The following is a 22,040-nucleotide window of genomic DNA, read 5'->3' as shown; positions in this document are numbered from 1 at the left end:
TGCAGAAAGTGGTTGAGGCCAGCGCGCGGTCCGTGGTCACCTCATCTGACCTCTCCGACGCGAAGTCTGCAAGCGCGACTCGCCGTGAGCCCGCTGCCCGGATGTCTGCCTTATGTCTCCACGTAGTCGACGTCTGCGCCGTCTTCGGCACGGGTGAGCCATACACGCGGCGTGCGGCCCCAGGCCGTCTCGAACGCGGGCCCGATCTCGTCGACAAGAGCGGCGAGGGCCTCGGGTGTTCCCACGACGATGGCGCACCCGCCCCACCCGGCGCCGGTGAGTCGCGCACCGTCCACCCCGCGACGTGACATGGCCAGGTCCACGACCCAATCCAGCTCCGGTGTCGAGCACTCGAAGTCGTCGCGCAGGGACTGGTGGGACGCGAAGAGCAGGTCGCCTAACGGGCGGCCCGACTCGAGTGCCTCGACCATCGCGCCTACTCGCGCGGTCTCGGAGATCACGTGGCGCGCCCGACGCCGGTCGACGGCATCCATGACCGCGGCGTCGGCCATCTCCATCGACGCGTGCGCGAGGTGCTGAATCGACGGATCCATGCGACGGATCGCCGCCAGCGCCCGCTGGCACGAGGCAAAGCGGTCATTGAACGCCGAGTCGCGAAGGTCCCTCGGTTTGCAGGTGTCGATCACGAGGACGTCCCGGTCGAACGGCACATGCTCCCGACGTCCGCTGTCACACCAGAGCCGGAGCGCGTGCCCTTCGGTCGCGTAGGCGCTCGCGGTCTGGTCCATCAGGCCACACGCCACGCCGACAAACTCCGTCTCGGCGCGATGTGCGGCTGCGGCCAGGTGATCCCAGGAGGCCAGCAGGCTGCCGCGCGCGCAGATGATCCCTGCCAGCGCCGTCGCCACCTCGAGCGCGGCCGATGATGAGAGGCCAGCGCCCGCCGGCACGTCGCCGAGCACCGCGACGTCGACGTTGCCCGTGTCCGCACCCAACGCAACGATCTCCCTGAGCGCTCCATGGACGTAGTCGCACCAGCTTCCGGACGGCGTTGCCGATGCGATGTCGAAGGTCCGCGTGCCCTGCTGTGTGGCGGAAACGACCCGCGATGTTGCCCCGTTCGCTGGTGCCATGGCCACCCACGTTCGCCACCCGATGGCAAACGGCAAGACCTCGCCACCGGAGTAGTCGGTGTGCTCGCCAATGAGGTTCACACGACCGGGAGCCGACGTGATAACGCGGGGCGGCCTTCCAAACGTCGCCGAGAACAGCGAGGCCGCCCGCTCGACGGTCACGGATGCACGCCGAGGACGTGCACCGCGAGCCAGAGCATATAGGCGAGCAGGCCAGCGAGTGACGCATCCCCGCCATTCTCCAGCGCACGCCCGTCCGAGTCCACGACTTCGGCCGCGAGGCCGCCATGCAGGGGCGCTCTCCTCAGCCACTTCATCGTGTCGTTTGCCTCAGGGCCGAGCAGGTGCGCGAGTTGCTGCACCAGCACACGCGGCTCGATCTCGAGGGACCGCACGGTGCGCCGATAGGCGGAGTCCGAACGGTCGGCGGCGTCGTACATGGGGAGCCAGATGACCGAGGCCGAGGGCTCGTCGTCGGCCACGGCCTCGCCCGTCAGGTTCACGGCCGACATCAGGATGTCCTTGCCATCGCGCTCACGTGTGAAATGGCGCAGGAACGCGGCGCGAACCGCTTCGGGGTCATCCACGTTCTTCGCCGTCTCTTCGTCGAGCGTGCGGCGAAACACATCGAGCGCCATCGCCGCCACCGCATTCCCGTGCAGGGTGTACGCGAAGGGCGTGGGCTTGCCCGACGGCGAGATCTCGGTTGAGAACAGCGGGAACTCCTCGTGTCGCCGCACCCGGACGTCTTCAAACGATCCGTAGAGGGTATCGGCGATGACCGGCTCCTCAACGACCTGGTCGTCTCCGGTTTCGCGAATGTAGCGCTCGATGGCAATGGCGTACGCCGACGCGCCTTCGAGCGAGAACCCCGGCTCGAAGAGCGTGCCATCGAGGTAGCGCACGCCCTGTCCCGGAGAATAGCCGTGCAGCTCGCAGGCGCGCAGGAGCAGCTCGCGGGCGAGGGGCGCATCGGCGAGTTGGACCGCAGGCAGGGTCCACATGAGCGCCTCCCACTCGCGGACGGTGACCCCGCGCGAGTGCCAGGGCACGCGCGTCCGGACGAGGTAGAAGTGCGCATCGTCGAGCGCCCGACCCACGCCATAGAAATAGGCGAAGAGCAGGTTGCGGTTGATCAGCACGTCGAGCGCTTCGTTCCCGGTGGTCTGCTCCAGGGAGCGCAACGCGTCGCGGGTCGCCGACAGCAGGTAGCGCCAACCACGACGCCGCATCACGGCGACCGTCGCCTCGGCCCCATCTCCTTCCGGACCGACCGCGAGAAAGAACGCGGCGTCCGCGTTGCCGTTGGGTGGGAGCCGCACTTCCCTTCGGATCGCGTAGGTCTGGCCCTCGGTCGTCACGGTCGCCGCCCCATCCGCGCCAATCGCCAGCGCCGCCAGACCGGGAACCGCTTCGCCCGAAAGCACGACCGCCTCCGTGGACCCACGACGCACCGCGTGCGCGTCGATGAACGGCCGTGGCTCGCGAACCCGCAACTGCCGATGACCGAGAGTGCCGTCGAGTCCCACGGTAAGGCGCACCGCGGTGTTCGCTCGATTCTCGAACGAAAGTGCGAACACAGCTCCCGCCGTGTCCGCATCACGGCCATAGGGAGCGAAGATCGTGGCCCGCAAGACCACATTGCCCAGCGTGACCGTGAACGTGGGGAGCCAGCCGAACGCGCGTTCCCACGCCAGCGACTGCGCGTCCCACTCGACCTTCACGCCATCGATCGCCAACCATGGCCGCGCCAGCGGCGCCTCCCCCCCCTGGGCGAACTCCGGTCCGCCGGCGAACTCCACGGCCGCACGCGCCGCCCGATGTACGACGCCGACGGCGTGAATCGCCCCATCGAGCGGGTGGATGCACGGCAGGGCAATCCAGTGATTGCCGGTGATCTGCCACGGTGTGCCGGGAACGGGGATCGGATTCAAGGCGAGCGCGAGCGAATGACCGCGCCGCGACGTGCGGCGCTCAACAAACTTAGCGTCGGCCCGGACCGATGCAGCGGCCCGGACCAGACGCGCGGCTCCGGAACGCGCGTTTCACAGGAGGGTTCAACGCGGAAGTATGTTTCGCGCTCCCTCCCGACTCGCCCAAGTGAGGCCATTGCACCAGGCACAGCAGCCCAATCCCTCGACCCCGATCACCACGCGGCGCCTCGCCGCGTTGCTCTTGCTCCTCGCCGCCTTTCTGAGCACGCGAACAGCGTTCGCTCAGCGCGTGCTCGGGCCCGCGACCGACGCCACCGTGCTGCCACGCGGCATGGTTCGCGTCTCGCTCAGCCCGACGTGGGAGCGAGGCCACGAGCGCTACGCCGATGGGTACGGCCGCACGAAGAAAGGCAGTGTGGAATCACTCGCTGCCGATTTCAACCTCGATACGCTGGGTCTGGCGCAGCTGCCGGCCCTGGGCGCCGTGAACCTTGGCGTGCGCTCGATCCTTGGCGGAACCGGGGCGCTGCCCCTGACGCTCGGGACCCTCTCGACCCGGTTCGACCGATCGATCGCGACGACGCCGTTCGCCATCGACGTCGGCGTCACACGACGCCTGATGGTCGGCGTCGTCATTCCATTCGTCTCGACGCGAACGGAGGTGTCGCTCGATCCGAACCCGGGCGGCACGAACGCGACCGTGGGCCTCAACTCGGCCTACCTCTCGGGAACCGCCGGATCCAACGCGCGGGCTCGCAACCAGGGCGTCGTCACGCAGCTGACCAGCGCGGCACAGCAGCTCCAGGCGCTGCTGCAGCAGTGCATGGGAAACACCGCGCCGGCCTGTAGTGCAGTGAATGCCGATCGTGCGGGGGCACAGGCTCTGGTTGCCGCGGCCACGAGCGCCGCCACAGGCATCGAGGGTGTCTATGGTGTCTCGGCGACCAAGCCGGGTTCTCGTTATGCACCCTGGCAGAACGGGTCGGTCCACAAGCTGGTCGAAGCGCGACTCGGGAACCTTTCCACGAGCTTCGCCGGCTTCCTTGGCGCGCCGACGGGGGCTTCGTGGATCGATGCCCGCGGGCTCACCGGCGCGGCGCCGATGGGCTACGCGGACTTTCAGCGCATCGTCACGGATCCTGCCTACGGCGTCGCGGCGGACTCGCTGATCTCCGTCGAGCTGAGCCGGCCCGGCGACATCGAGTTCGGCGCCAAGTTCGTGGTGTTCGATGCGTTTGGCCTCCAGCCACCACAGCGCGGAGCGCCCGGCGGCGTGCGCGTTCGGTTTGCGCTGGGCGGGGCCTATCGACTCGGCACCGCACTGCAGGACTCCGTCGATTTGTTCGCGGATGTGGGCACGGGCGACGGGCAGACGGACCTCGAAGGCCGAGCCTTTCTCGATCTGCTCGTGGGGACGCGGTTCTGGGCCTCGGCGGTAGCTCGCTACACGGTGCAGCAGGCCGACGAGATCGTGCGGCGCGTGCCACGCGTGGCGCACGAGCCATTTCCGCCAGCGAGCAACCGGATCGCCGTGCAGCGCGACCTCGGCGACATGCTGGCCATCGAGGTTTCTCCGCGGTGGGTGGTGACCGATCACTTCGCACTCACTGGCAGTTGGCACTTTGTCCGCAAGGGCGAGGATACCTATGCGTCGGTGGGCACACCGGCGGGCGGAAGCACGCTCGACCTGTCGCTGCTGGCGCAGGGTACGGCGCAGTCGTCGCAACGCGCGCTGCTCTCCTTCACCTACTCGAACCTCGCGCACTACTTCCGCCGCCGCGCACGCGCCCCGATGGAGGTGAGCTTCACCATCGGCCGGACGCTCTCGGGCTGGGGCAACGCCCCGAAACAGACGGTGAGCGGGCTGTCGATGCGTGTGTACAACCAGTTGTTCTGACCTTGCGCGGCGTCGCCGTCTGAATCGTCAGGCGCCCGCCCTGCAGGGTCGGCTCCGTGCGGCCGACGCCACCTGCCCTGGAAGGGAGCCGACCGCGGTCGCGGGGTGCAGGCCTCGCACCCGCGTGTGACTCGCGTCGAGCGCGTCGACTCAGCTCATGCCGGCCCAGATCGTCGACAACACGCGCTGTGCGTTGCCGCCCAGGATCCCCGTGATCTCGGCGTCCGAATACCGACGCCGAATCAATCCCTCGGTGAGGTCGAGTGTGCGCCGAGGGTGATCGAGCCCGGCGATCCTGAGCAGCCACTCGCCCTTGGCATCGATATGGAGCCGGTATCGGTCAAAGTTGGGCGTGGCCGGGTTCCCGGCCCCTGGGCCGTTGACCGGGTTCGGGTTCCCGACGATGTCCATGTCGCTGCCCACCGCGAGATGCTCGACGCCCACGAGGCGGCGCACATGGTCGAAGTGGTCGAGCGCATGTTCGATGGTCACCGGCTCCGCCTCATGCAGCATCATGCGGAGGAACGGGATGCCCATCACCCCACCGGTGCCCGCCATCTTGCGGATCGCCTCATCGGTCTTGCAGCGCAGGTGCCCCGGCACGAGCGCGCGGCAGCTGGCGTGCGAGAACACCACCGGGCGCTTCGCCGCCGCGAGGGTGTCGAGCGTCGTGCGGTCCGCGCAGTGCGAGACGTCCACCGCCATCCCGACCCGATTCATCCGCTGGACGATCTCCCCGCCAAAGACGGTCAGGCCACCGTCGTTCTGTTCGAGAAAGCCGCTGCCGATCCGGTTCTGGTAGTTGTAGGTGAGTTGCGAGAGCCGCTGCCCGAGCGCGAAGAACGTGTCGACGTCCTCAGGCGACCGGAAGTGATCGGAGTTCTGCAAGGTGATCATGATGCCGACCTTTCCTTCCCGTTTGGCTCGCGCAAAGTCGGACGCATCGTCGATGCGCGTGAACCAGGCCGGGTAGCCGGCAAGGAACCCGTTCCAGTCGGCGAAAAACCTGATCGCCGATTGGTAGTCGCCTGGGGAGTGTCCCAGGGCGAGGGCGGTGTATCCCGACGTGCGGTAGACCTCCCAATCAGCCGCCGCCATCGCGTTCGGCCTGGAAAGCCAGAGCACGCTCTTCGGCGGCTTCTCGGCAAAATCAGCAAAGCGAAACTGATTCAGGAGGTCGACGACCACCGACTCCTGGACCAACCGGATCGCGCGGGCCGAATACTCCTGGCCCCCGAACGCGGGAACAGCGTATCGACCGCGTACGATGGCCGGCGCGGCCAGTACGCCAGCGGCCAGCCGGACCACGGCGTTACGCCGGTTCATCGTCGAGTCCCCGCGGTCGTGCGACATGACGGTCCTACTTCCCGGGGCGGTATTCCCGCTCCGTGTGACCCTTGAGCTGCGACGGATAGAAGTACACCTCGCGCAGATCCCCGTCCGCGTAGCGTTGCGCCTGGTCGTTGAAGTGCTTCGAGGTCACCGCGCCACTCTCACCGCCTGCGCTCACCGCTCGCGCCTTCACGCTGTCGCCAAACTGCACGACGGCGACAAAACTGTTGCCACTGGTGCCGTACATCTTCTTCGTCTGCGGATAGCTTCGCGCGCCAAAGGAGGCCAGCGACCCCCAACGGGCTGACGTGAATCCCACCGGAATACTCGGCTTGCTGTCATCGAACGTGTGGACGATGTCGTCGGTGAGACGCTGGAACCGGTTGATCTCGCCCCAGGGTGTCTTCCACGTGCCGAAGTTGGTGGTCAGGGTATCGATGGCTGTGGCAAAGGTCTCCAGCAGGATGCGTCCGTCCACCCTGGTAGCCATGTATTCCTCGGGGCTCGTGGTGGCACGTGCCGCGTCGCGGCCTGCGCGCTGCCACAGCTCCTCCCCCCAGTACACGGCGAGCGCCGTGGGAACGGACCCCACGCCCCATCGATAGTCCCAGCCGCGCAGCGAATCGACCGCCTCCGCGACTTTGGCTTTGAGCGGCCCCGCGGGCGCGCGGTCGTGCGCCTTGACGAGGGCCGGGACGATTTGCGCGAACGTGGGCAGATAGCTGTCGTACGCCGCGGCCAGGAGCGACGCGAGCGTGAAGTCGGTTCGCCCCTCGAGCACGCGGATGGCATGCAAGCCGCGGGGATTCTCGCCGTTCGTCTCGAAGTACTTCGGATACGCCGACGCGCGTGGACTGCTGGACCCCGCCGCGGACCACGGCCAGTTGTTCGAGTTGTAGACCCAGCCGCTCGCCGGGTTGATCACGTTGGGGCTCTGGTCCACGCTGTGCACACCCGTCCAGTCGGTCGCCGGGTCGCTCCCGTCCACGGGCTTCGTGTAGTCGAACTTCGGATTGCGCACCGCGACGTGGTTGGCGTGGAAGTAGGCGATGTTCCCGTCGGCGTCCGCAAAGAGCGTGTTGTTGGACGAGTTCGTGTGCAGGTCCATCGTCTTCGTGTACTCGGCGAGATTCTGCGCCTTGGTGCGGGAATACGATTGCTCCAGGGCCTTGAGTGGTTCATTCATCAGCTTGACGCTGATCCACTTTCCATCGCCTTCGCGCACGATCGGGCCGCGGTGTGTGTAGTAGACCGTGAAGGTCCTCGTCGCCAGCGAGTCGCCTGAACGGAACGGCACGGCGATGGTGCGCGTGCGCACCGGGCGCTCCTCCGGGCCAAAGCGATAAAACACGCTGTCGCCTCGTCGCACGATGGTTTCCGCGTATTCGTCCACCACGTCCGCGCCGCTCGAAGTGTGCATCCACCCGGCGCGCTCGTTGAAACCCTGATAGACAAAGAACTGCCCCCAGGTAGACGCACCGTACGCGTTGAGGCCTTCGTCGCTCGTGACCTGTTGTTCCGCCCGAAAGAAGAACGAGGTGTGCGGATTGATGAGGAGCAACGCGTGCTTCTCGACCGTATTGGAGGGAGCGATCGCGATGCCGTTTGACCCCGACGGTTCCCGCTCCACGGGCTCTTCGGCCATGGCCACCTGCCCCGCCCCGGGTGTGCCATAGAACGCCTCGAGCTGGCGCAGGTTCACATCTTCGATGTCTCCACCGATGCTGCCCTCGCTGAACGTGAGCGCCATCCATGGCTCGAACGTCGTGAGCACACGCGGCTTCACGTCGGGATGCGTGGCGAGGTAGTAGTTGAGTCCATCGGCCCAGGCGTCCATGAGCGCGCGCAACCAGGGGGCGCTCGCGCCGTAGAGCACCTTCATGCTGTCGGGGTCGATGAACAGCTTCATGCGCAGGTCGCGCCAGATCGCGGACTCACCCTCGGCTTCGGCGAGCCGTCCCTGCGAATTGAGAAAGTTCACCTCGATCCGGTTGAAGTCATCTTCGGCCTGGGCGTACATCATGCCGAAGACGGCGTCGGCGTCCGTCTTGCCGCGGATGTGGGCAATGCCCCAGTCGTCGCGGGTGATGGTGACGTTGGCCGCGCGCTGCTCCCAGCGAGCCATGTCCGGTGAACGGGACGACGGGGCAGCACACGCGGCGACGAGCGCCACGGAGGAGACCAGGATCCTTTTCATGATTGGGGAATGGTTTGGCGCGCCAAGTGTCGCACCGGAGCGCTCGCTGCGCCAGTGGAGGCGCCGCGAACTCGTGCGCCATGGCGGAGCGTCGGTCCATCGGGCCCGAACGATGATACCGGCGTCCCCTCCACAGCAGGGACACCGGACGCAGCGGTGGCTCGCCCGGGCTGCCTAACGCCCCAGGAGAATGTTGAGCCCCCCGGCCATCTGCACGCTCGATCCATCGCTCAGAATGACGCGCAACTCACCAAATGGCCTGATCACTCCGGAGCGCCCTTCAAGACCGGCAAACAGGTTGACGCCGGCGTCGCTGTTGCTCCGTCCGCGATACGCGGCCCGCGAGATGTTCACGCCACCGCCCAGGTAGAGCTGAGCCGCATCCCGCGGGGCCGGGTGAAAACGCAGATCCGCGTTGATGGCGAACAGCGAGCCATCATCCGGAAGGAAGATGTCGAGCGAGGGATAGAAGTCGAAGCGGGAGTTCAGCGGGATGATGAACTGGCCGCCGATCGCCGCCTCCTCCACGTCGAAGTTGTAGGTGACGCGAGGCCCGCCGAGCGTCGGGCCGGCGGCCTGTGCCGCAGCACCGCGCGCACCGGCAAGGAGGGTGACAACCAGCAGGACGGGCGCCAAACGGATGGCACGCATCGGAGTCGCTCCTGTCAAGAAAGGAAGAGGTCGGCACGCCGCGAACGCCCCAGCGAGACCTCGGCGAATAGTAGTGGCGCCGTCAGCGAGATGGCCACCGGCCCGCATGGCCAGCACCCGGCGCCTCGGGCCGGGAGGCGTGGCCGCCTAACGCACTGCGGACGTCTTCGCCAGCACCAGAAGTTCCTTCGCGTGCTGCTGGCCGAGCGCGCTGCGCGCATCGCCGCCGAGCATTCGCGCAATCTCCCGGACACGCGCGTCACCCTCGGCCACCGCAATGTCTGCCGTCGTCACACCGCTGCGCGCGCCTTTGGACACCACGACGTGCCGGTGCGCCCGCGACGCAATCTGCGCCAGGTGCGTGATCGCGAACACCTGATGGTGTTCCGCCACGCGCCGCATGGTGTCCCCCACGTGCAGACCGACGGCGCCGCCGATCCCGGCGTCGACCTCGTCGAACACCAGCGTGGGCACGTGGTCGATCCGCGCGAGGATCGTCTTGAGCGCCAGCATCACGCGCGCCAGCTCCCCGCCGGATGCCACTCTCGCCAACGGCCGCGCGTGGTGCCCCACATTGAGCGTGACAAGGAACTCCACCTCCTCTGCACCGCTGCGTCCGACGACGTCGCGCGCCGAGAGTTGGACCGTCAGACGACCATCGGCCATCCCCAGGTCCGGCAACACGGCGTCCACGGCCTTCTCGAGCCGCCGGGCCGCCTTGCGTCGCGCCATGCTCAGTGTGCGTGCCGCCTCGGTGAGCGCGGCCTCGAGTTCCACCTCGCGCTGGGCGAGCTGGCCAAGGTCGAGCGACGCCGTGTCGAGGAGATCCAGCTCACGCTGCGCCTCGGCACACGCCTCGATGGCCGAGGCGACTGAGCCTCCGTGCTTGCGCGAGAGCCGGTACAGCAGGTCGCGTCGCCGCTCGACCTCGATGAGCCGCTCGGGATCGGCGTCCAGCGAGTCTTCGTAGTGTGACGCCTCGCGCGCCAGTTCCTCCAACTGCACCGTGCCTGCCTCGAGCAGGTCACGAAGCCGCTCCAGCGACGCATCGACACGCGCCGCGGCCCCCAGCGCCCGACGCGCGGCCGCCAGCGCTCGCAGCGCGCCCTCCTGCTCGTCTTCGATGGCCTGCCGCAGTTGCTCGACGTGGAGCCGCAACTCGCCCACGTTGGCGAGGCGTCGGTGCTCCTCCTCGAGACGCTGGTCCTCGCCGGGCGCGAGCTTCGCATCACGCAGCTCCTGCACCGCGTGCCGAAGGTAGTCCGCCCGCTTTGCCGCGCTGTCGCGGCGCGCCACCAGCGCGGCAACCTCGGTGCGCACGCTGCCCAGCGCGTCCCACGCCAACGCCACTCCGGCGGCCGCCTCACTGGCGCCCGCATACGCATCGAGCACCTCGCGCTGCGCCTCGGGGTCGAGCAGCCCGCGGGATTCGTGCTGACCATGAATGTTCACGAGGCGCGCTCCCACCTCGGCCAGCAGGCCCGACGTGACGACCGTCCCGTTGATCCACGCCCGACTCCGGCCGGTCGCCGCCACTTCGCGCTTGAACACGACGATGCCGTCTTCCACGTCGATCCCGCGCTCGTCGAGCAGCGCGGCCACGCTGGCGTTGGCGCCGAGGTCAAAGACGCCTTCGACGGTGGCGCGATCGCTGCCCGATCGCACCACGTCGGCCGACGCGCGCTCGCCGAACAGGAGCCCAAGTGCCTCGACGATGATCGACTTGCCGGCGCCGGTCTCGCCCGTCAGCACGTTGAACCCCGGCGCGAGCGGCAGCGTGACCGACTCAATGATCGCAACGTTGCGGATCCGGAGTTCGGTCAGCACGGCGTCACGAGCCTCCCCAGCCCATCTTGTGCCGCATGCGCGCAAAGAAGGTCGTCTCCGGGAAGCGCACCAGGAGCGCGCGGCGGGTGGCGCGCCGCACGGTCAGCACGTCGCCGTACACGAACTCGGCCGACTCCTGACCGTCGACCGTGATCAGCTGCTCGCTCCCGTCGTCGGCAACGCGCAGACTCACGGTCGTGGTCGGCGCGAGCAGCAGTGGACGTACGGTCAGCGAATGTGGCGAGATCGGCGTGAGCCCGATCGATTCCAGCTCGGGATGCACGATCGGCCCGCCTGACGAGAGCGAATAGGCCGAGCTTCCGGTCGGCGTGGCCAGGATCAGCCCATCCGCGGCATAGGAAGCGATGCGTTCGCCGTTCGCGTCGATCACCATGCGGATGACGCGCGCCTTGCCACCGGCATGCAGCACCACGTCATTCAGCGCAAACCAGCTCTCCAGCGCGACGCCGCTGCGCGAGAGCTGCGCCTCGAGCATCATCCGTGGTTCGGCAACGTAGTCGCCGCGCGCGAATCGTCGCAGCGCGTCTTCGGCGTCATCGCCTCCGCAGGCCGTGAGAAAGCCCAGGCGTCCGAGGTTCACGCCAAGGATCGGGACCTCGCGCCCGTCGAGCACGCGCGTGCCGCGGAGGAACGTTCCGTCGCCACCCAGCGTGATGAGCGCCTCGATTTCCTTCCCGGGCTCCATGCGCTCGGCGCGAGGCACCAGTTCGTGGAGCGCGGGCTCGAAGGCCAGCGTCACGCCGGCGGAGGGCGCAGCGACCTGGAGTCGATCGAGGAACGAGGCGAGTTCCGGGTACCCGAGATTGCCAACCACGCCGATCTGCATCAGCCGGCGACCGCCTCCGTTCCATGGAGGGCGCGCACCCGCTCGGCGATCCCCGCGGCATCGAGGCCGCACGCGGCGAGCTGCCGCGCGCGCGGCGCGGCGTAGATGATGCGGTCCGGCACGCCGTGCGGCACGACGCGCACGGAGCCGTCGAGCCGCTGCACCACACCGGCCAGCATGGCGCCGAACCCGTTCACCACCGTCCCTTCTTCAACGACCAGCAACGTGTGGTGACTCGCCAGCACGGCGTTCAGCGTCACCTCGTCGTACGGCTTGAGGAACCTGGCATTCACGACCGTCACCGGCAGTCCTTCCCGCGCCAGCGTGTCCGCGGCCGCGAGCGAAGGCAGTACCATCGTGCCCACGGCGATGATCGCCACCTCGCTGCCTTTGCGCTCCACGTGCCAGGTACCGAATGGCGTCGCCGGAATGCCGCGCATCGGTTCGACCAGGTCCGGTGATGCATCGCGCGGGTAGCGCAGGCACACCGGTCCGTCATGCTGCGTCGCCATGCGGAGCAACGCGAGCATCTCGGTGCCGTCGCGGGGTGCGGTAACCACCATCCCCGGGATCGCGAGCATGTACGCGATGTCGTAGAGGCCCATATGGGTCTCGCCGTCTTCCCCCACGAGCCCTGCGCGGTCCATGCAGAACGTCACCGGCAGGTGCTGGATGGCAATGTCGTGGATGATGTTGTCGTAGGCACGCTGGAGGAACGTGGAGTAGATCGCCGCCACCGGCCGGAGGCCCCGCGTCGCGAGTCCGGCCGCGAAGGTCACCGCGTGCCCCTCGGCGATACCCACGTCGAAGAACCGCGCGGGATGCGTGCGCGCCACGACATTCGTCCCGGTCCCGCTGGGCATGGCGGCGGTGATGGTCACCACGCGAGGGTCCTCGTCCATGAGCTCGGCCAGCCCCTTCCCGAACACCGCCGTGTAGGCCGGGTTCGCCGCCGATGCCTTGAGCGGCTTGCCGGTCGCCGGGTCATGGCCAGGCGGCAATGCATGCCATTTCTCGACGTGTTCGCCCGCCGGGAATCCGCGTCCCTTCTGCGTGATCACGTGCACGAGGCGGGGGCCGCCCATCTGCCGCACGGCCGCGAATGTCTCCAGCAGCTGCGGCATGTCGTGACCGTCGATCGGTCCGAAGTACCGGAACCCGAGTTCCTCGAACAGCACGCCCGGCGTCAGGAAGGACTTCACGCTCTCCTCCCACTTCCGCACGAGGGTGTCGAGCGCGCGGTTCTTGCCGATCACGTCGCCGATTTTGCTCCGGACGCGGTTGTAGATGGGATTGCGCTGCACCTGCGTGAGGTACTTCGACATCGCGCCAACATTGGGCGCGATGGACATTTCGTTGTCGTTGAGGACGACGACGATGTCGCGGTCCGAGTGTCCGGCGTTGTTGAGTCCCTCGTACGCGAGGCCCGACGTGAGCGACCCGTCGCCGATGATGGCAACGACCTTGTAGTCGTCGCCGAGCACGTCGCGGCCGGCGGCGATGCCTAACGCGGCGGAGATCGACGTCGCGGCGTGGCCCGCACCGAACGTGTCGTACGGGCTCTCCGACCGCTTGAGGAATCCGGACAGGCCCGCCTCCTGCCGGAGCGTTTCCATCTGCGCGTTCCGCCCGGTGAGCACCTTGTGCGGATACCCCTGGTGTCCCACGTCCCACACGAGCTGGTCGCGCGGGGTGTCAAACACGTGGTGCAGCGCCACCGTCAGTTCCACGACGCCCAGGCCAGCCCCGATGTGCCCTCCCGTGCGCGAGCAGATGTCGATCAACCGCGCACGCACCTCATCGGCCAGCGGCTGCAACTGGTCGCGGGCAAGCGCGCGAACGTCCTGCGCCGACGTGATCTGATCGAGGAGTGACATGGTATCGGAAGCTGGTGGGTCAGCGGCTCAGGGGGAAGCGGGCGCGCCCGTACGTCAGGAGCGGCGCTGCACGGCGAAGGTGGCCAGTTCGCGCAGGGAGCCGGCGTCCAGTCCGGCGAGGTCCAGGGCGGCAACCGCCTCGTCCGCGAGTCCCTCGGCCCGCGCCCGCGCCGCGTCGATGCCAAGCAGGCCGGGATATGTGCTTTTCCGCAACTGCAGGTCGCGCCCCGCCGTCTTCCCGAGTTCCGCCGTGGTCGCCGTCACGTCGAGCACGTCATCGGCGATCTGGAACGCGAGCCCCACACACGCGCCATACCGCTCCAGTGCGGCAATCACAGTTGGCGGCGCCGAGGCGCCGAGCCCACCGATGGCGACCGCCGCCTCGATGAGGCTCCCCGTCTTGCCCCGGTGAATCTGCCGCAGGCGTTCGATGGTCACCTGTTCGCCCTCGGCGTCGAGGTCCAGCAATTGCCCTCCGACCATCCCTTCCGCACCCGAGGCGCGCATGAGTCGCCGCACGATCGCCCCCCGCGCCGCGGGGGCAAGGCCTAACGATGAGGCGCCGTCCCACGCGGCGCGTGCGGCCAGCGGAATCATCACCAGGCCGGCCACCGTGGCCACCGGTACGTCCCACGCGCGGTGCACCGTGGGGCGTCCCCGGCGCACGTCGTCGTCGTCCATGCACGGCAGATCGTCATGCACGAGCGAATACGCGTGTACCACCTCCACCGCCGCGGCCAGCAGACTCGCGTCACCTCGTCCACCGCAGGCCTGGTACGCGGCCAGCACGAGCAGGCCGCGCATGCGCTTGCCTTCCCCGGCCAGCGCATAGCCGATGGCCTCACCAAGGCGCCCAGGGACAAATGGCGGCATGCCGAACGCGATTCGCCCAAGCGCCGCGTCGATGGCCAATCGCCCGTCGGCGCGGTCGGCCCCCTCGTCAGGCATCAAACTCCTGAACGGTCAGCACGCCCCCGGCCCTGGCCACGAGCACCTTCACGCTCTGCTCCGCGCGACCGAGATCCTCCGTCGCCACGCGGAGATGTTCGATGCCCTGCTCGAACAGCACGAGGGCACGATCGAGGGGAATCGACGGACGTTCCAGCTCCTCCACGATCGATTCCAGCTGCTGCAGCGCCTGCTCAAATGCCGCCATCGGATCCTCCGTCGGACGTCGTTCGCTCCTGCGCTTCATGCACCGCTCGTACGTCGGCCTCCAGACGACCATCCGGCAATCGCACGGTGATCGCGGCCCCCGCCGTCGCCTGGCGAATGCTGCTCACCACGTGTCCCTCGCGGTCCGTCACCATCGCGTAGCCGCGACCCAGCGTGGCCAGGGGGCTCAGGACGTGCAGCTTGCCGGCAATGGCGTTGAGCTGGAGCCGCCGTCGCTCGACGAGGGAGCCGGCCGCGAGCGTCGCGCGGCGCGAGGCCTGCTCCAGTCCGCGGCGCTTGTCGCGCACGCGTGCCTGCGACGCCTCCCCGAGCCGGCGGCCAAGTCGGCGCACCACGCGTGCGAGGTCGTCGAGGATCGGCACCGCGCGCTCAGCGGCCGCCGAAGGGGTCGGCGCGCGAAAATCGGCCACCAGATCGCAGATCGAGACGTCCACCTCGTGACCCACCGCGGAGATGATGGGCAGCGGCGACTCGCTCAGCTTGCGCGCCAGTCGCTCATCGTTGAAGCACCACAGGTCCTCGCGCGACCCGCCACCGCGACCGATGATCGCCACGTCCGCACCTTCCCATCGGTAGAGGCGATCGAGCGCCGTGCGCAGTGACTTCGCGGCTTCCTCACCCTGCACGAGCGCAGGAATCAGGACGATCTCTACAAGCGGATTGCGCTGCCGCGCCACGGACACGATGTCGTGAAACGCCGCGCCGTCGGCGCTCGTGATCACCGCGAGCCGTCGCGGAAAGAACGGGAGCGGCCGTTTGCGCGCTTCGTCCAGCAGCCCGTCTCGCTCCAGGCGCGCGCGCGTCTCCTCAAAAGCCTTCCGCCAGAGCCCGTCCCCGTGCGCCTGCAGCGCGCGGACCGAGAACTGCAACTCCGTCCGGCCGGTGAACACGTCGAGCGCGCCGAGGACGACGACCTTCATGCCCTCGTCAGGCGCGGTGGGCACCCGCCAGGTGGCGGACTGCCACATCACGCACCGCAACGACGACTGCTCGCCCTTGAGCGTGAAATACCAGTGGCCGTTGCGATGGCGCGTGAACTGGGTGACTTCACCGGCGACCCACATCGCCGGAAAGCTCCCTTGCACCATCGTGCGAATGAGCTGCGCGAGATCATCGACGCTGAAGGCCGCCTCCGGGGACTCACCCGGCGCCGAGCTGGCCACGGCCCGGCGACGCGGCACCGCGACCGGCGCCGGCGCCGGCGCCCCCGGAAACAAGTCGGGCTCGGGGCCGCGAAGGGGCGCGGGACGCGGCCCTTGCCCTCGCTTCACTTCCCCGCCTGACGCGCCGCCCTCACCGTGTTCTTGAGCAGCATCGCGATGGTCATCGGCCCGACGCCGCCCGGCACCGGCGTGATCATGCCGGCGACCTGCCGAGCGCTCTCGAAATGCACGTCGCCAACGATGCGATAACCCTTGGGCAGCATCGCGTCAGGCACACGATTGATCCCCACGTCCACCACCACCGCCCCGGGCTTGATCATGTTACCGGTGATCGCCTCCGGCTTGCCGATGGCGGCGACCACGAGATCGGCGCGACGCGTATGCGCCGCCAGATCCCGCGTTCGGCTGTGACAGATGGTGACCGTGCAGTTGGCCCCCTTGCCTGCCTGGACGAGGAGTGCAGCCATGGGCTTACCTACGATGTTGCTGCGACCAATCACCACGGCGTCCATGCCGCTCGTGTCGACACCGTAGCGGATCAGCAGTTCCTGCACTCCGGCCGGCGTACACGGCGCGAATCCGTCCTTCTCGCCGATGAGCAGCTTGCCGACGTTCACGGGATGAAAGCCATCCACGTCCTTCACCGGCGAGATACGACGCACGATGGTGTTTTCGTCCATGTGCCGGGGGAGCGGACTCTGCACCAGGATCCCGTGCACCGTCGGATCGGCGTTCAGCCGATCGATCAGCGCCTCCAGTTCCGCCTGCGGCGTGGACGCTGGCAAGCGGATCGTTTCGCCCTTCATGCCGAGTTCGCGACTCTTCTTTTCCTTGGAGCGCACGTACACGGTGCTCGCCGGATCCTCACCCACCAGGACCACCGTCAGGCCGGGGACGATACCTCGCTCGGCGAGGGCGGTGACCTCGGCCTTGACGTCCTCGTGCACGGCACGCGCCACCGCGGTGCCATCGATCAGGCGCGCTCCGGCGCCCTCTGCTGCCTCAACGTGCGACATCGACTGCCCTCGTCTCGCGAATGAGTACGACCTTGATCTGCCCAGGATACTGCAACTCGGCCTCGATGCGCCGCGCGATCTCGTCGGCCATCGCGGCCATGCGATTGTCGTCCACGTTATCCGGCGTGACGAGGACGCGGACTTCGCGGCCCGCCTGAATGGCGAAGACCTTTTCCACCCCACGGTACGAGCCGGCGATCTTTTCGAGTCCTTCGAGGCGCTTCACGTACGTCTCGAACGCCTCGCGCCGCGCGCCGGGCCGTGAGCCCGAGATGGCGTCGGCCGCCTGCACCAACACCGACACCTCGCTCTCGTGCGGCACGTCGTCATGATGCGCCGCGATCGCGTTGATCACCAGCGGGTGTTCCCCGTACTTGGTCGCCACTTCCACGCCCAGCTGCACGTGCGTGCCCTCGTGCTCGTGCGTGAGCACTTTGCCGATGTCGTGCAGGAGCGCGCCGCGCTTGGCCATCGTCACATCGAGACCGAGTTCCGACGCCATGATCCCCGCCAGGTGCGCAACCTCCTTGGAGTGATCGAGGATGTTCTGCCCGTAGCTCGTGCGCCATTTCATGCGGCCGATGAGCTTGATGATCTCGGGGTGCAGCCCATGAATCCCGGTTTCGTAGGCGGCCTGTTCACCAAGCTCCACGATCTGCGTCTCGACCTCACGCCGGGACTTCGCCACGACCTCCTCGATCCGGCCAGGGTGGATGCGGCCGTCGGTCACGAGCTTCTCGAGCGCGAGCCGTGCCACCTCGCGACGGATGGGATCGAAGCAGGAGACGACCACCGTGTCCGGCGTGTCGTCGATGACCACGTCGACCCCGGTCGCGAGCTCGAAGGCCCGGATGTTTCGCCCCTCGCGACCGATGATGCGCCCCTTCATTTCGTCGTTCGGGAGGGCGACGGATGACACCGAGATTTCGGACGTGTGTTCCGACGCAATGCGCTGGACCGCCAGGGCGACGATCTTCTTGGCCTCGCGCTCGGCGTTGCGCTTGGCCACCTCACGAATCTCGCGCAGCCGGTTGGCGGCATCGGCTTCGGCCTCCCTCTCCAGCCGGTTGATCAGCTCGGCCTTGGCCTCGCTCGCGGACATGCCCGCCATGGACTCGAGTCGGCGGCGCTCGTCGGCGATGAGCCGGTCCAGCTCGCCCTCTCGGTCACCAACCGACTTCTCCTTGCGACCCAGGTCACTCAAGCGACGGCCGAGGTCGCGTTCCCGCTGGTCGAGGAGATCGAACTTCTTGTCGAGTTGTGTCTCGCGATCCTGCACGCGCCGCTCTTCCCGCTCCACCTCCTCACGCCGATGCCGCGCCTCGGTCTCCCAGGACTCGCGCGCCTTGATCAGCTCTTCCTTGCCCGAGAGGACCGCGTTCTTGCGGATCGATTCCGACTCGCGCTCGGCGTCCCCCACGATGCGCCTGGCCGTTTCCGCCGCCGTGGCACCGGCCCGCTTCTGTTCATCGAGTGTGGCAGCTCGGCCCTGCGATCGGCCTACAAAGAAAAACGCTGCGGAGGCGAGGATGACGAGCACGCCAAGCGCAGCGACGAGTGTCGACTGGTTCATTGATCTATCGCTCCAGCGCGGGAGTCCCGCGGGGTCAGGGGAACCCTGTGCCGGAGCGTCGGGAGCAGATCCCGGACCACCCAGGGCCATCGACTGGCGCCGACGAAGGGCGCGAGGTGGAAGGCGCTAAGTCGTGCAGGAGCTACAACCTGCGACCCGGAGGGCCACGCGACAAGTTAGGCGCTGCGGGCGAGCCCGGCAAGCGGCCCTCTACACGCCGGCGGCACCACCACCAGATCGACAGCGGTGTCCGACGTTGGACGCGTAGCAGGTGACTCGGGGTCCCGGCACCGGCGGAGAATGGCGTGACGCGGCGCCAGCTCGTGGCGGGCGCTCCCGAAAGGACGCCGCGATTCAGCCCGGGACGCGCTCCTCGGTCACGGCAAACTGCTCCCCCGTGTCACCGCGCTTGGCCGGGGGTAGCCACCGGCGAACTTCGGCGGACAGGGACTCCAACTGATGCTCGACGTGCTCGTGACGGCTGCGGACCTTGAAGAGCGTGTCGGTGATCTGGAGCGCGGCCAGGATCGCGGCTTTCTGGACCTCGATGACGGGGCTCGCCTCCAGCACCTGTCGGATGGCGCTGTCCACGTATGCGGCCACCGCCCGCGTGTGTTCCGGCGTCTCGTCGCTCCGGATGGTGAACTCGTCGCTCAGGATCGAGACTTTGACCGCGTGGCGCTTTTCGCTCATCTCACGCTCCGCCGTTGGTTGCCGGACCGCGTCCCTGCTGCTGGCGAATGAACTTCACCCGCGCGGCGAGCTGCCGAGTGCGCTGAGCCGCATGGGAGAGTCGCAGCTTGAGGTCGGCATTCTCGACTTCCAGCGCACGCGCACGCTCCAGGCTCAGCTCGTCTCCACCCTGCGCCACCGCAGCTTCCAGCGAGCGAACGCGCGCCTCGGCGACCTGGGCTCTCCGGCGAAACGTCGCCAGCTCATCGCCAAGGTTGCGCACCAGTTGCTCGAGCTGTTTGAAGGCCGTCGACTCAGCCACTGCGGGGTCGGATTCCAAGTTCCTTCTCCAGCGTTTGCAGGATCTTCGCGCGGCGCCCTTCGACTTCCTTGTCGCGTAGTGTGCGAGTCGCGTCGCGGAAGGTCAATCGCCAGGCAACGCTGCGGTGCCCCTCCGGCAACCCGGCACCGCGGTATTCGTCGAACACCGCGAGACGCTCGAGCAGGGCGCCCGACGCGCGCTGGATCACTCGACCCACGTCCTCGGCGGTCACCGCTGGCGGCAGGACGAGCGCGAGGTCGAACTCGGCGGCCGGATACGTGGGCAGCGCCGTGAAACGGTGCGGCGCCCGGGCAGCGACCGCAGTAGCCGCGTCGGACGCGGCGTGCGCGTTCGGCGGCGCGACGTCGGCGTTGCCCAGCACGCCGATCCAGAGTTCGACGCCAAACGCCTCGGCGGCCCAGACCGGACGGTCCATGCCCAGTCGCAGCACCCGGCCGACTTCGCTGTCGCCGGACAAGAGGGTCCAGAGTACCTCGCCCTCGCCGGGAACGGCACGCACGTCACCAAACACGGCGTGCGCCATACGCTCGCCCAGCGCGCGCGCATCCCAGGCGTCGTATGCGGGCGGCCGTGGCTCGGTGAAATGCGGCGGGCGGCTCGCACCCATGATCAGCGCACCCGCGTGGAGCGACTCCACCGGCAGGCCGCCGCCAGCGCGCGGCGCGAAGACGGATCCCACCTCGAACAGGCGAACGTTCCCCTCCATGCGGGCGAGGTTGTGCTCGGCACGCGCGGCGAGCGTTGCCACGATCGTGCGTCGGAGGTGCGGCTCGTTCTCGGCCAGCGGATTCGCCACGCGCACGTGCGCGGCATCGTCTGCAGCGACGAATGGCAAGGGGCGCACTTCGTACAGACCTTCACCGACGAGCACGTCGCGCAGGGTGCGCGTATGCGCCACGAACGGGTGATCGGGGACCGTGCCGGGCCGGAAGGCCCTGAGTGTATCGGACAGCGTGTCGAAGCCCTGCAACCGGGCGATCTCCTCCACGAGATCGGCGTCGCGCAACACGTCGCCGCGCCAGGTGGGGGGCATGACCTGCAGCACGTCGTTGTTGCCGGCCACATCGAACCCGATTCCGCCGAGTCGCTGGCGCACCTCGGTGGCTGTCAGCGCGGCCCCGAGCAAACGCGATCCGCGAGCGATGTCAAGAGACACCGGGGCCGGAGCGTGCGGCGCCTCACCAACGTCGATGGGCGCACCGTCCACGCGGCCGCCGGCCACCGCCACGATGAGTTGCGCGATGGCGACGAGAGCCTCGCGCGTGGCGTGCGCGTCGACCCCCCGTTCGAAGCGGTAGCTGGCGTCCGTGTTGAGGCCGAGCGCCCGCCGGGTGCGCCGAACGCTCCGTGGATCGAAGTACGCCACCTCGAGGAGGATGTCGGTGGTCGTAGCCGTGACCTCGGAGTCCTTCCCACCCATCACGCCGGCGATCGCGACGGCTCGCGTGGCGTCGGCGATCACCGTCATCTCGGGGGTGAGGGCGCGATCGGCGCCGTCGAGCGTCACCAGGCGCTCCCCGGGACGCGCCTTTCGGACCACGATGGTCGACCGCTCGAGCCGCGACAGATCGAATGCGTGCGTCGGCTGCCCGAACGCCTGCAGTCCATAGTTGGTGGCATCGACGACATTGGAGATGGACCGTGCGCCGACCGCTTCGAGGCGCTGCACCAGCCAGGCCGGCGACGGCCCCACGGCAACCCCCCGGATCACGATCGCCATGTATCGCGGACAGCCCTCGATGTCATCCAGTCGAACGGTGGCGGCGCTCGTGGCTATCTCACGCGCGCCCGTGACGCTCGCCGGCACGTCGACGATCGCGTCGTTTCCGACATCGACGGCCACGACGGCGCTGGCCTCCCGCATGGCGACACCGGTGAGCGCCGCGAGTTCGCGCGCCATGCCACGATGCGACAGCAGGTCCGGACGGTTCGGAAGCACGTCGACCTCGAGCTGCGTGTCTCCGACGTCGCCAAGGGCCTCGAGCAACGGCGTCCCCGTGGGCACGTCGAGATCAAGCGGCATGATCCCATCGTGGTCGTCGCCCAGTCCGAGTTCGCGCGAAGAACACAACATCCCGCACGACCATTCGCCGCGAATCTTGCGCTTCTCGATCAGGATCCCGCCCTTGTTCCCCGTGGGCATCACCGTCCCGACGCGGGCAAAGGGGTACAGCGTTCCGGCTACGACGTTGGGTGCGCCGCACACCACACCCTGCAGCGTCCCTGACCCGTCGTCGACTCTGGTGACCCAGAGATGATCCGAGTTCGGATGTCGGCCGGCCTCCACCACGCGCGCAACCACGATCGGGGCGAGATCCTGCCGCAGCGCGCGCAGGTCATCGATGGTCGCGACATGGCGCCCGATCAACCGGGCGACGTCGGTCGCGCTCAGCGAGTGCGGAACAAAGGCGCGAAGCCAGTCGTGCGAGTAGAGCATCGGA

17 protein-coding genes are annotated in these 22,040 nt (G+C 68.2%); 1 reads left to right on the top strand and 16 read right to left on the bottom strand.

Going from position 1 to position 22,040, the window contains the following annotated elements; translation table 11 throughout:
• Nucleotides 1-110: 110 nt before the first annotated feature.
• Nucleotides 111-1,256, bottom strand: coding sequence for a galactokinase (gene galK, locus IT361_16945; GenBank protein ID MCC6319362.1), 1,146 nt, complete (start codon nucleotides 1,254-1,256; stop codon nucleotides 111-113).
• The gene (locus tag IT361_16940; GenBank protein ID MCC6319361.1) at nucleotides 1,253-3,028 is read right to left on the bottom strand and encodes a hypothetical protein; all 1,776 of its coding nucleotides are present in this window, start codon (nucleotides 3,026-3,028) and stop codon (nucleotides 1,253-1,255) included. Before IT361_16940 ends, galK begins: the two co-directional genes overlap by 4 nt.
• A 166-nt stretch (nucleotides 3,029-3,194) precedes the next feature.
• On the opposite strand from IT361_16940, the gene IT361_16935 reads away from it, so the two are divergent.
• A complete protein-coding gene (locus IT361_16935; protein MCC6319360.1) occupies nucleotides 3,195-4,925 on the top strand; it encodes a hypothetical protein in 1,731 nt (576 codons plus the stop codon).
• Nucleotides 4,926-5,075: 150 nt separating this feature from the next.
• Here IT361_16935 and IT361_16930 read toward each other — a convergent pair whose 3' ends face one another.
• From IT361_16930 to IT361_16865, 14 genes are all read right to left on the bottom strand, one after another.
• Nucleotides 5,076-6,251 (bottom strand): membrane dipeptidase, encoded by a 1,176-nt coding sequence (locus tag IT361_16930; protein ID MCC6319359.1) that lies wholly within the window; start codon nucleotides 6,249-6,251, stop codon nucleotides 5,076-5,078.
• A 34-nt stretch (nucleotides 6,252-6,285) separates the two neighbouring features.
• Entirely contained in the window at nucleotides 6,286-8,454 is a 2,169-nt protein-coding gene (locus IT361_16925; protein MCC6319358.1) for a penicillin acylase family protein, read from the bottom strand.
• Nucleotides 8,455-8,628: 174 nt separating this feature from the next.
• On the bottom strand, nucleotides 8,629-9,105 hold the full coding sequence (locus IT361_16920; GenBank protein MCC6319357.1) for a hypothetical protein: 477 nt from the start codon (nucleotides 9,103-9,105) through the stop codon (nucleotides 8,629-8,631).
• Between the two features lie 147 nt (nucleotides 9,106-9,252).
• Nucleotides 9,253-10,932: a DNA repair protein RecN gene (gene recN / locus IT361_16915; GenBank protein ID MCC6319356.1), complete on the bottom strand. Its 1,680-nt coding sequence runs from the start codon at nucleotides 10,930-10,932 to the stop codon at nucleotides 9,253-9,255.
• A gap of 4 nt (nucleotides 10,933-10,936) precedes the next feature.
• Nucleotides 10,937-11,779, bottom strand: a complete 843-nt coding sequence (locus IT361_16910; GenBank protein ID MCC6319355.1) for an NAD(+)/NADH kinase — start codon at nucleotides 11,777-11,779, stop codon at nucleotides 10,937-10,939.
• Nucleotides 11,779-13,656: a 1-deoxy-D-xylulose-5-phosphate synthase gene (locus IT361_16905; protein MCC6319354.1), complete on the bottom strand. Its 1,878-nt coding sequence runs from the start codon at nucleotides 13,654-13,656 to the stop codon at nucleotides 11,779-11,781. Before IT361_16905 ends, IT361_16910 begins: the two co-directional genes overlap by 1 nt.
• A 54-nt stretch (nucleotides 13,657-13,710) precedes the next feature.
• A complete protein-coding gene (locus IT361_16900) occupies nucleotides 13,711-14,604 on the bottom strand; it encodes a polyprenyl synthetase family protein (protein ID MCC6319353.1) in 894 nt (297 codons plus the stop codon).
• Nucleotides 14,597-14,812, bottom strand: coding sequence for an exodeoxyribonuclease VII small subunit (gene xseB / locus IT361_16895; GenBank protein MCC6319352.1), 216 nt, complete (start codon nucleotides 14,810-14,812; stop codon nucleotides 14,597-14,599). The genes IT361_16900 and xseB overlap by 8 nt, the downstream gene beginning before the upstream one ends.
• Complete coding sequence (gene xseA / locus IT361_16890; protein ID MCC6319351.1) at nucleotides 14,799-16,049, bottom strand: exodeoxyribonuclease VII large subunit; 1,251 nt, start codon at nucleotides 16,047-16,049, stop codon at nucleotides 14,799-14,801. The genes xseB and xseA overlap by 14 nt, the downstream gene beginning before the upstream one ends.
• A gap of 50 nt (nucleotides 16,050-16,099) precedes the next feature.
• Nucleotides 16,100-17,011 carry a bifunctional 5,10-methylenetetrahydrofolate dehydrogenase/5,10-methenyltetrahydrofolate cyclohydrolase gene (locus IT361_16885; protein ID MCC6319350.1) on the bottom strand — a complete coding sequence of 304 codons (912 nt, stop codon included), beginning with the start codon at nucleotides 17,009-17,011 and terminating at the stop codon, nucleotides 16,100-16,102.
• A complete protein-coding gene (gene rny, locus IT361_16880) occupies nucleotides 16,998-18,584 on the bottom strand; it encodes a ribonuclease Y (protein ID MCC6319349.1) in 1,587 nt (528 codons plus the stop codon). The genes IT361_16885 and rny overlap by 14 nt, the downstream gene beginning before the upstream one ends.
• 354 nt (nucleotides 18,585-18,938) lie before the next feature.
• Nucleotides 18,939-19,277 (bottom strand): cell division protein ZapA, encoded by a 339-nt coding sequence (locus IT361_16875; GenBank protein MCC6319348.1) that lies wholly within the window; start codon nucleotides 19,275-19,277, stop codon nucleotides 18,939-18,941.
• Nucleotide 19,278: 1 nt separating this feature from the next.
• Nucleotides 19,279-19,578 (bottom strand): hypothetical protein, encoded by a 300-nt coding sequence (locus tag IT361_16870; protein ID MCC6319347.1) that lies wholly within the window; start codon nucleotides 19,576-19,578, stop codon nucleotides 19,279-19,281.
• Nucleotides 19,571-22,036: a phenylalanine--tRNA ligase subunit beta gene (locus tag IT361_16865; GenBank protein MCC6319346.1), complete on the bottom strand. Its 2,466-nt coding sequence runs from the start codon at nucleotides 22,034-22,036 to the stop codon at nucleotides 19,571-19,573. The genes IT361_16870 and IT361_16865 overlap by 8 nt, the downstream gene beginning before the upstream one ends.
• Nucleotides 22,037-22,040: the final 4 nt, after the last annotated feature.

This window comes from Gemmatimonadaceae bacterium, assembly GCA_020846935.1.
In the GTDB taxonomy this organism is placed as follows: domain Bacteria; phylum Gemmatimonadota; class Gemmatimonadetes; order Gemmatimonadales; family Gemmatimonadaceae; genus RBC101.
This window is presented reverse-complemented; position numbering and strand designations above follow the sequence as displayed.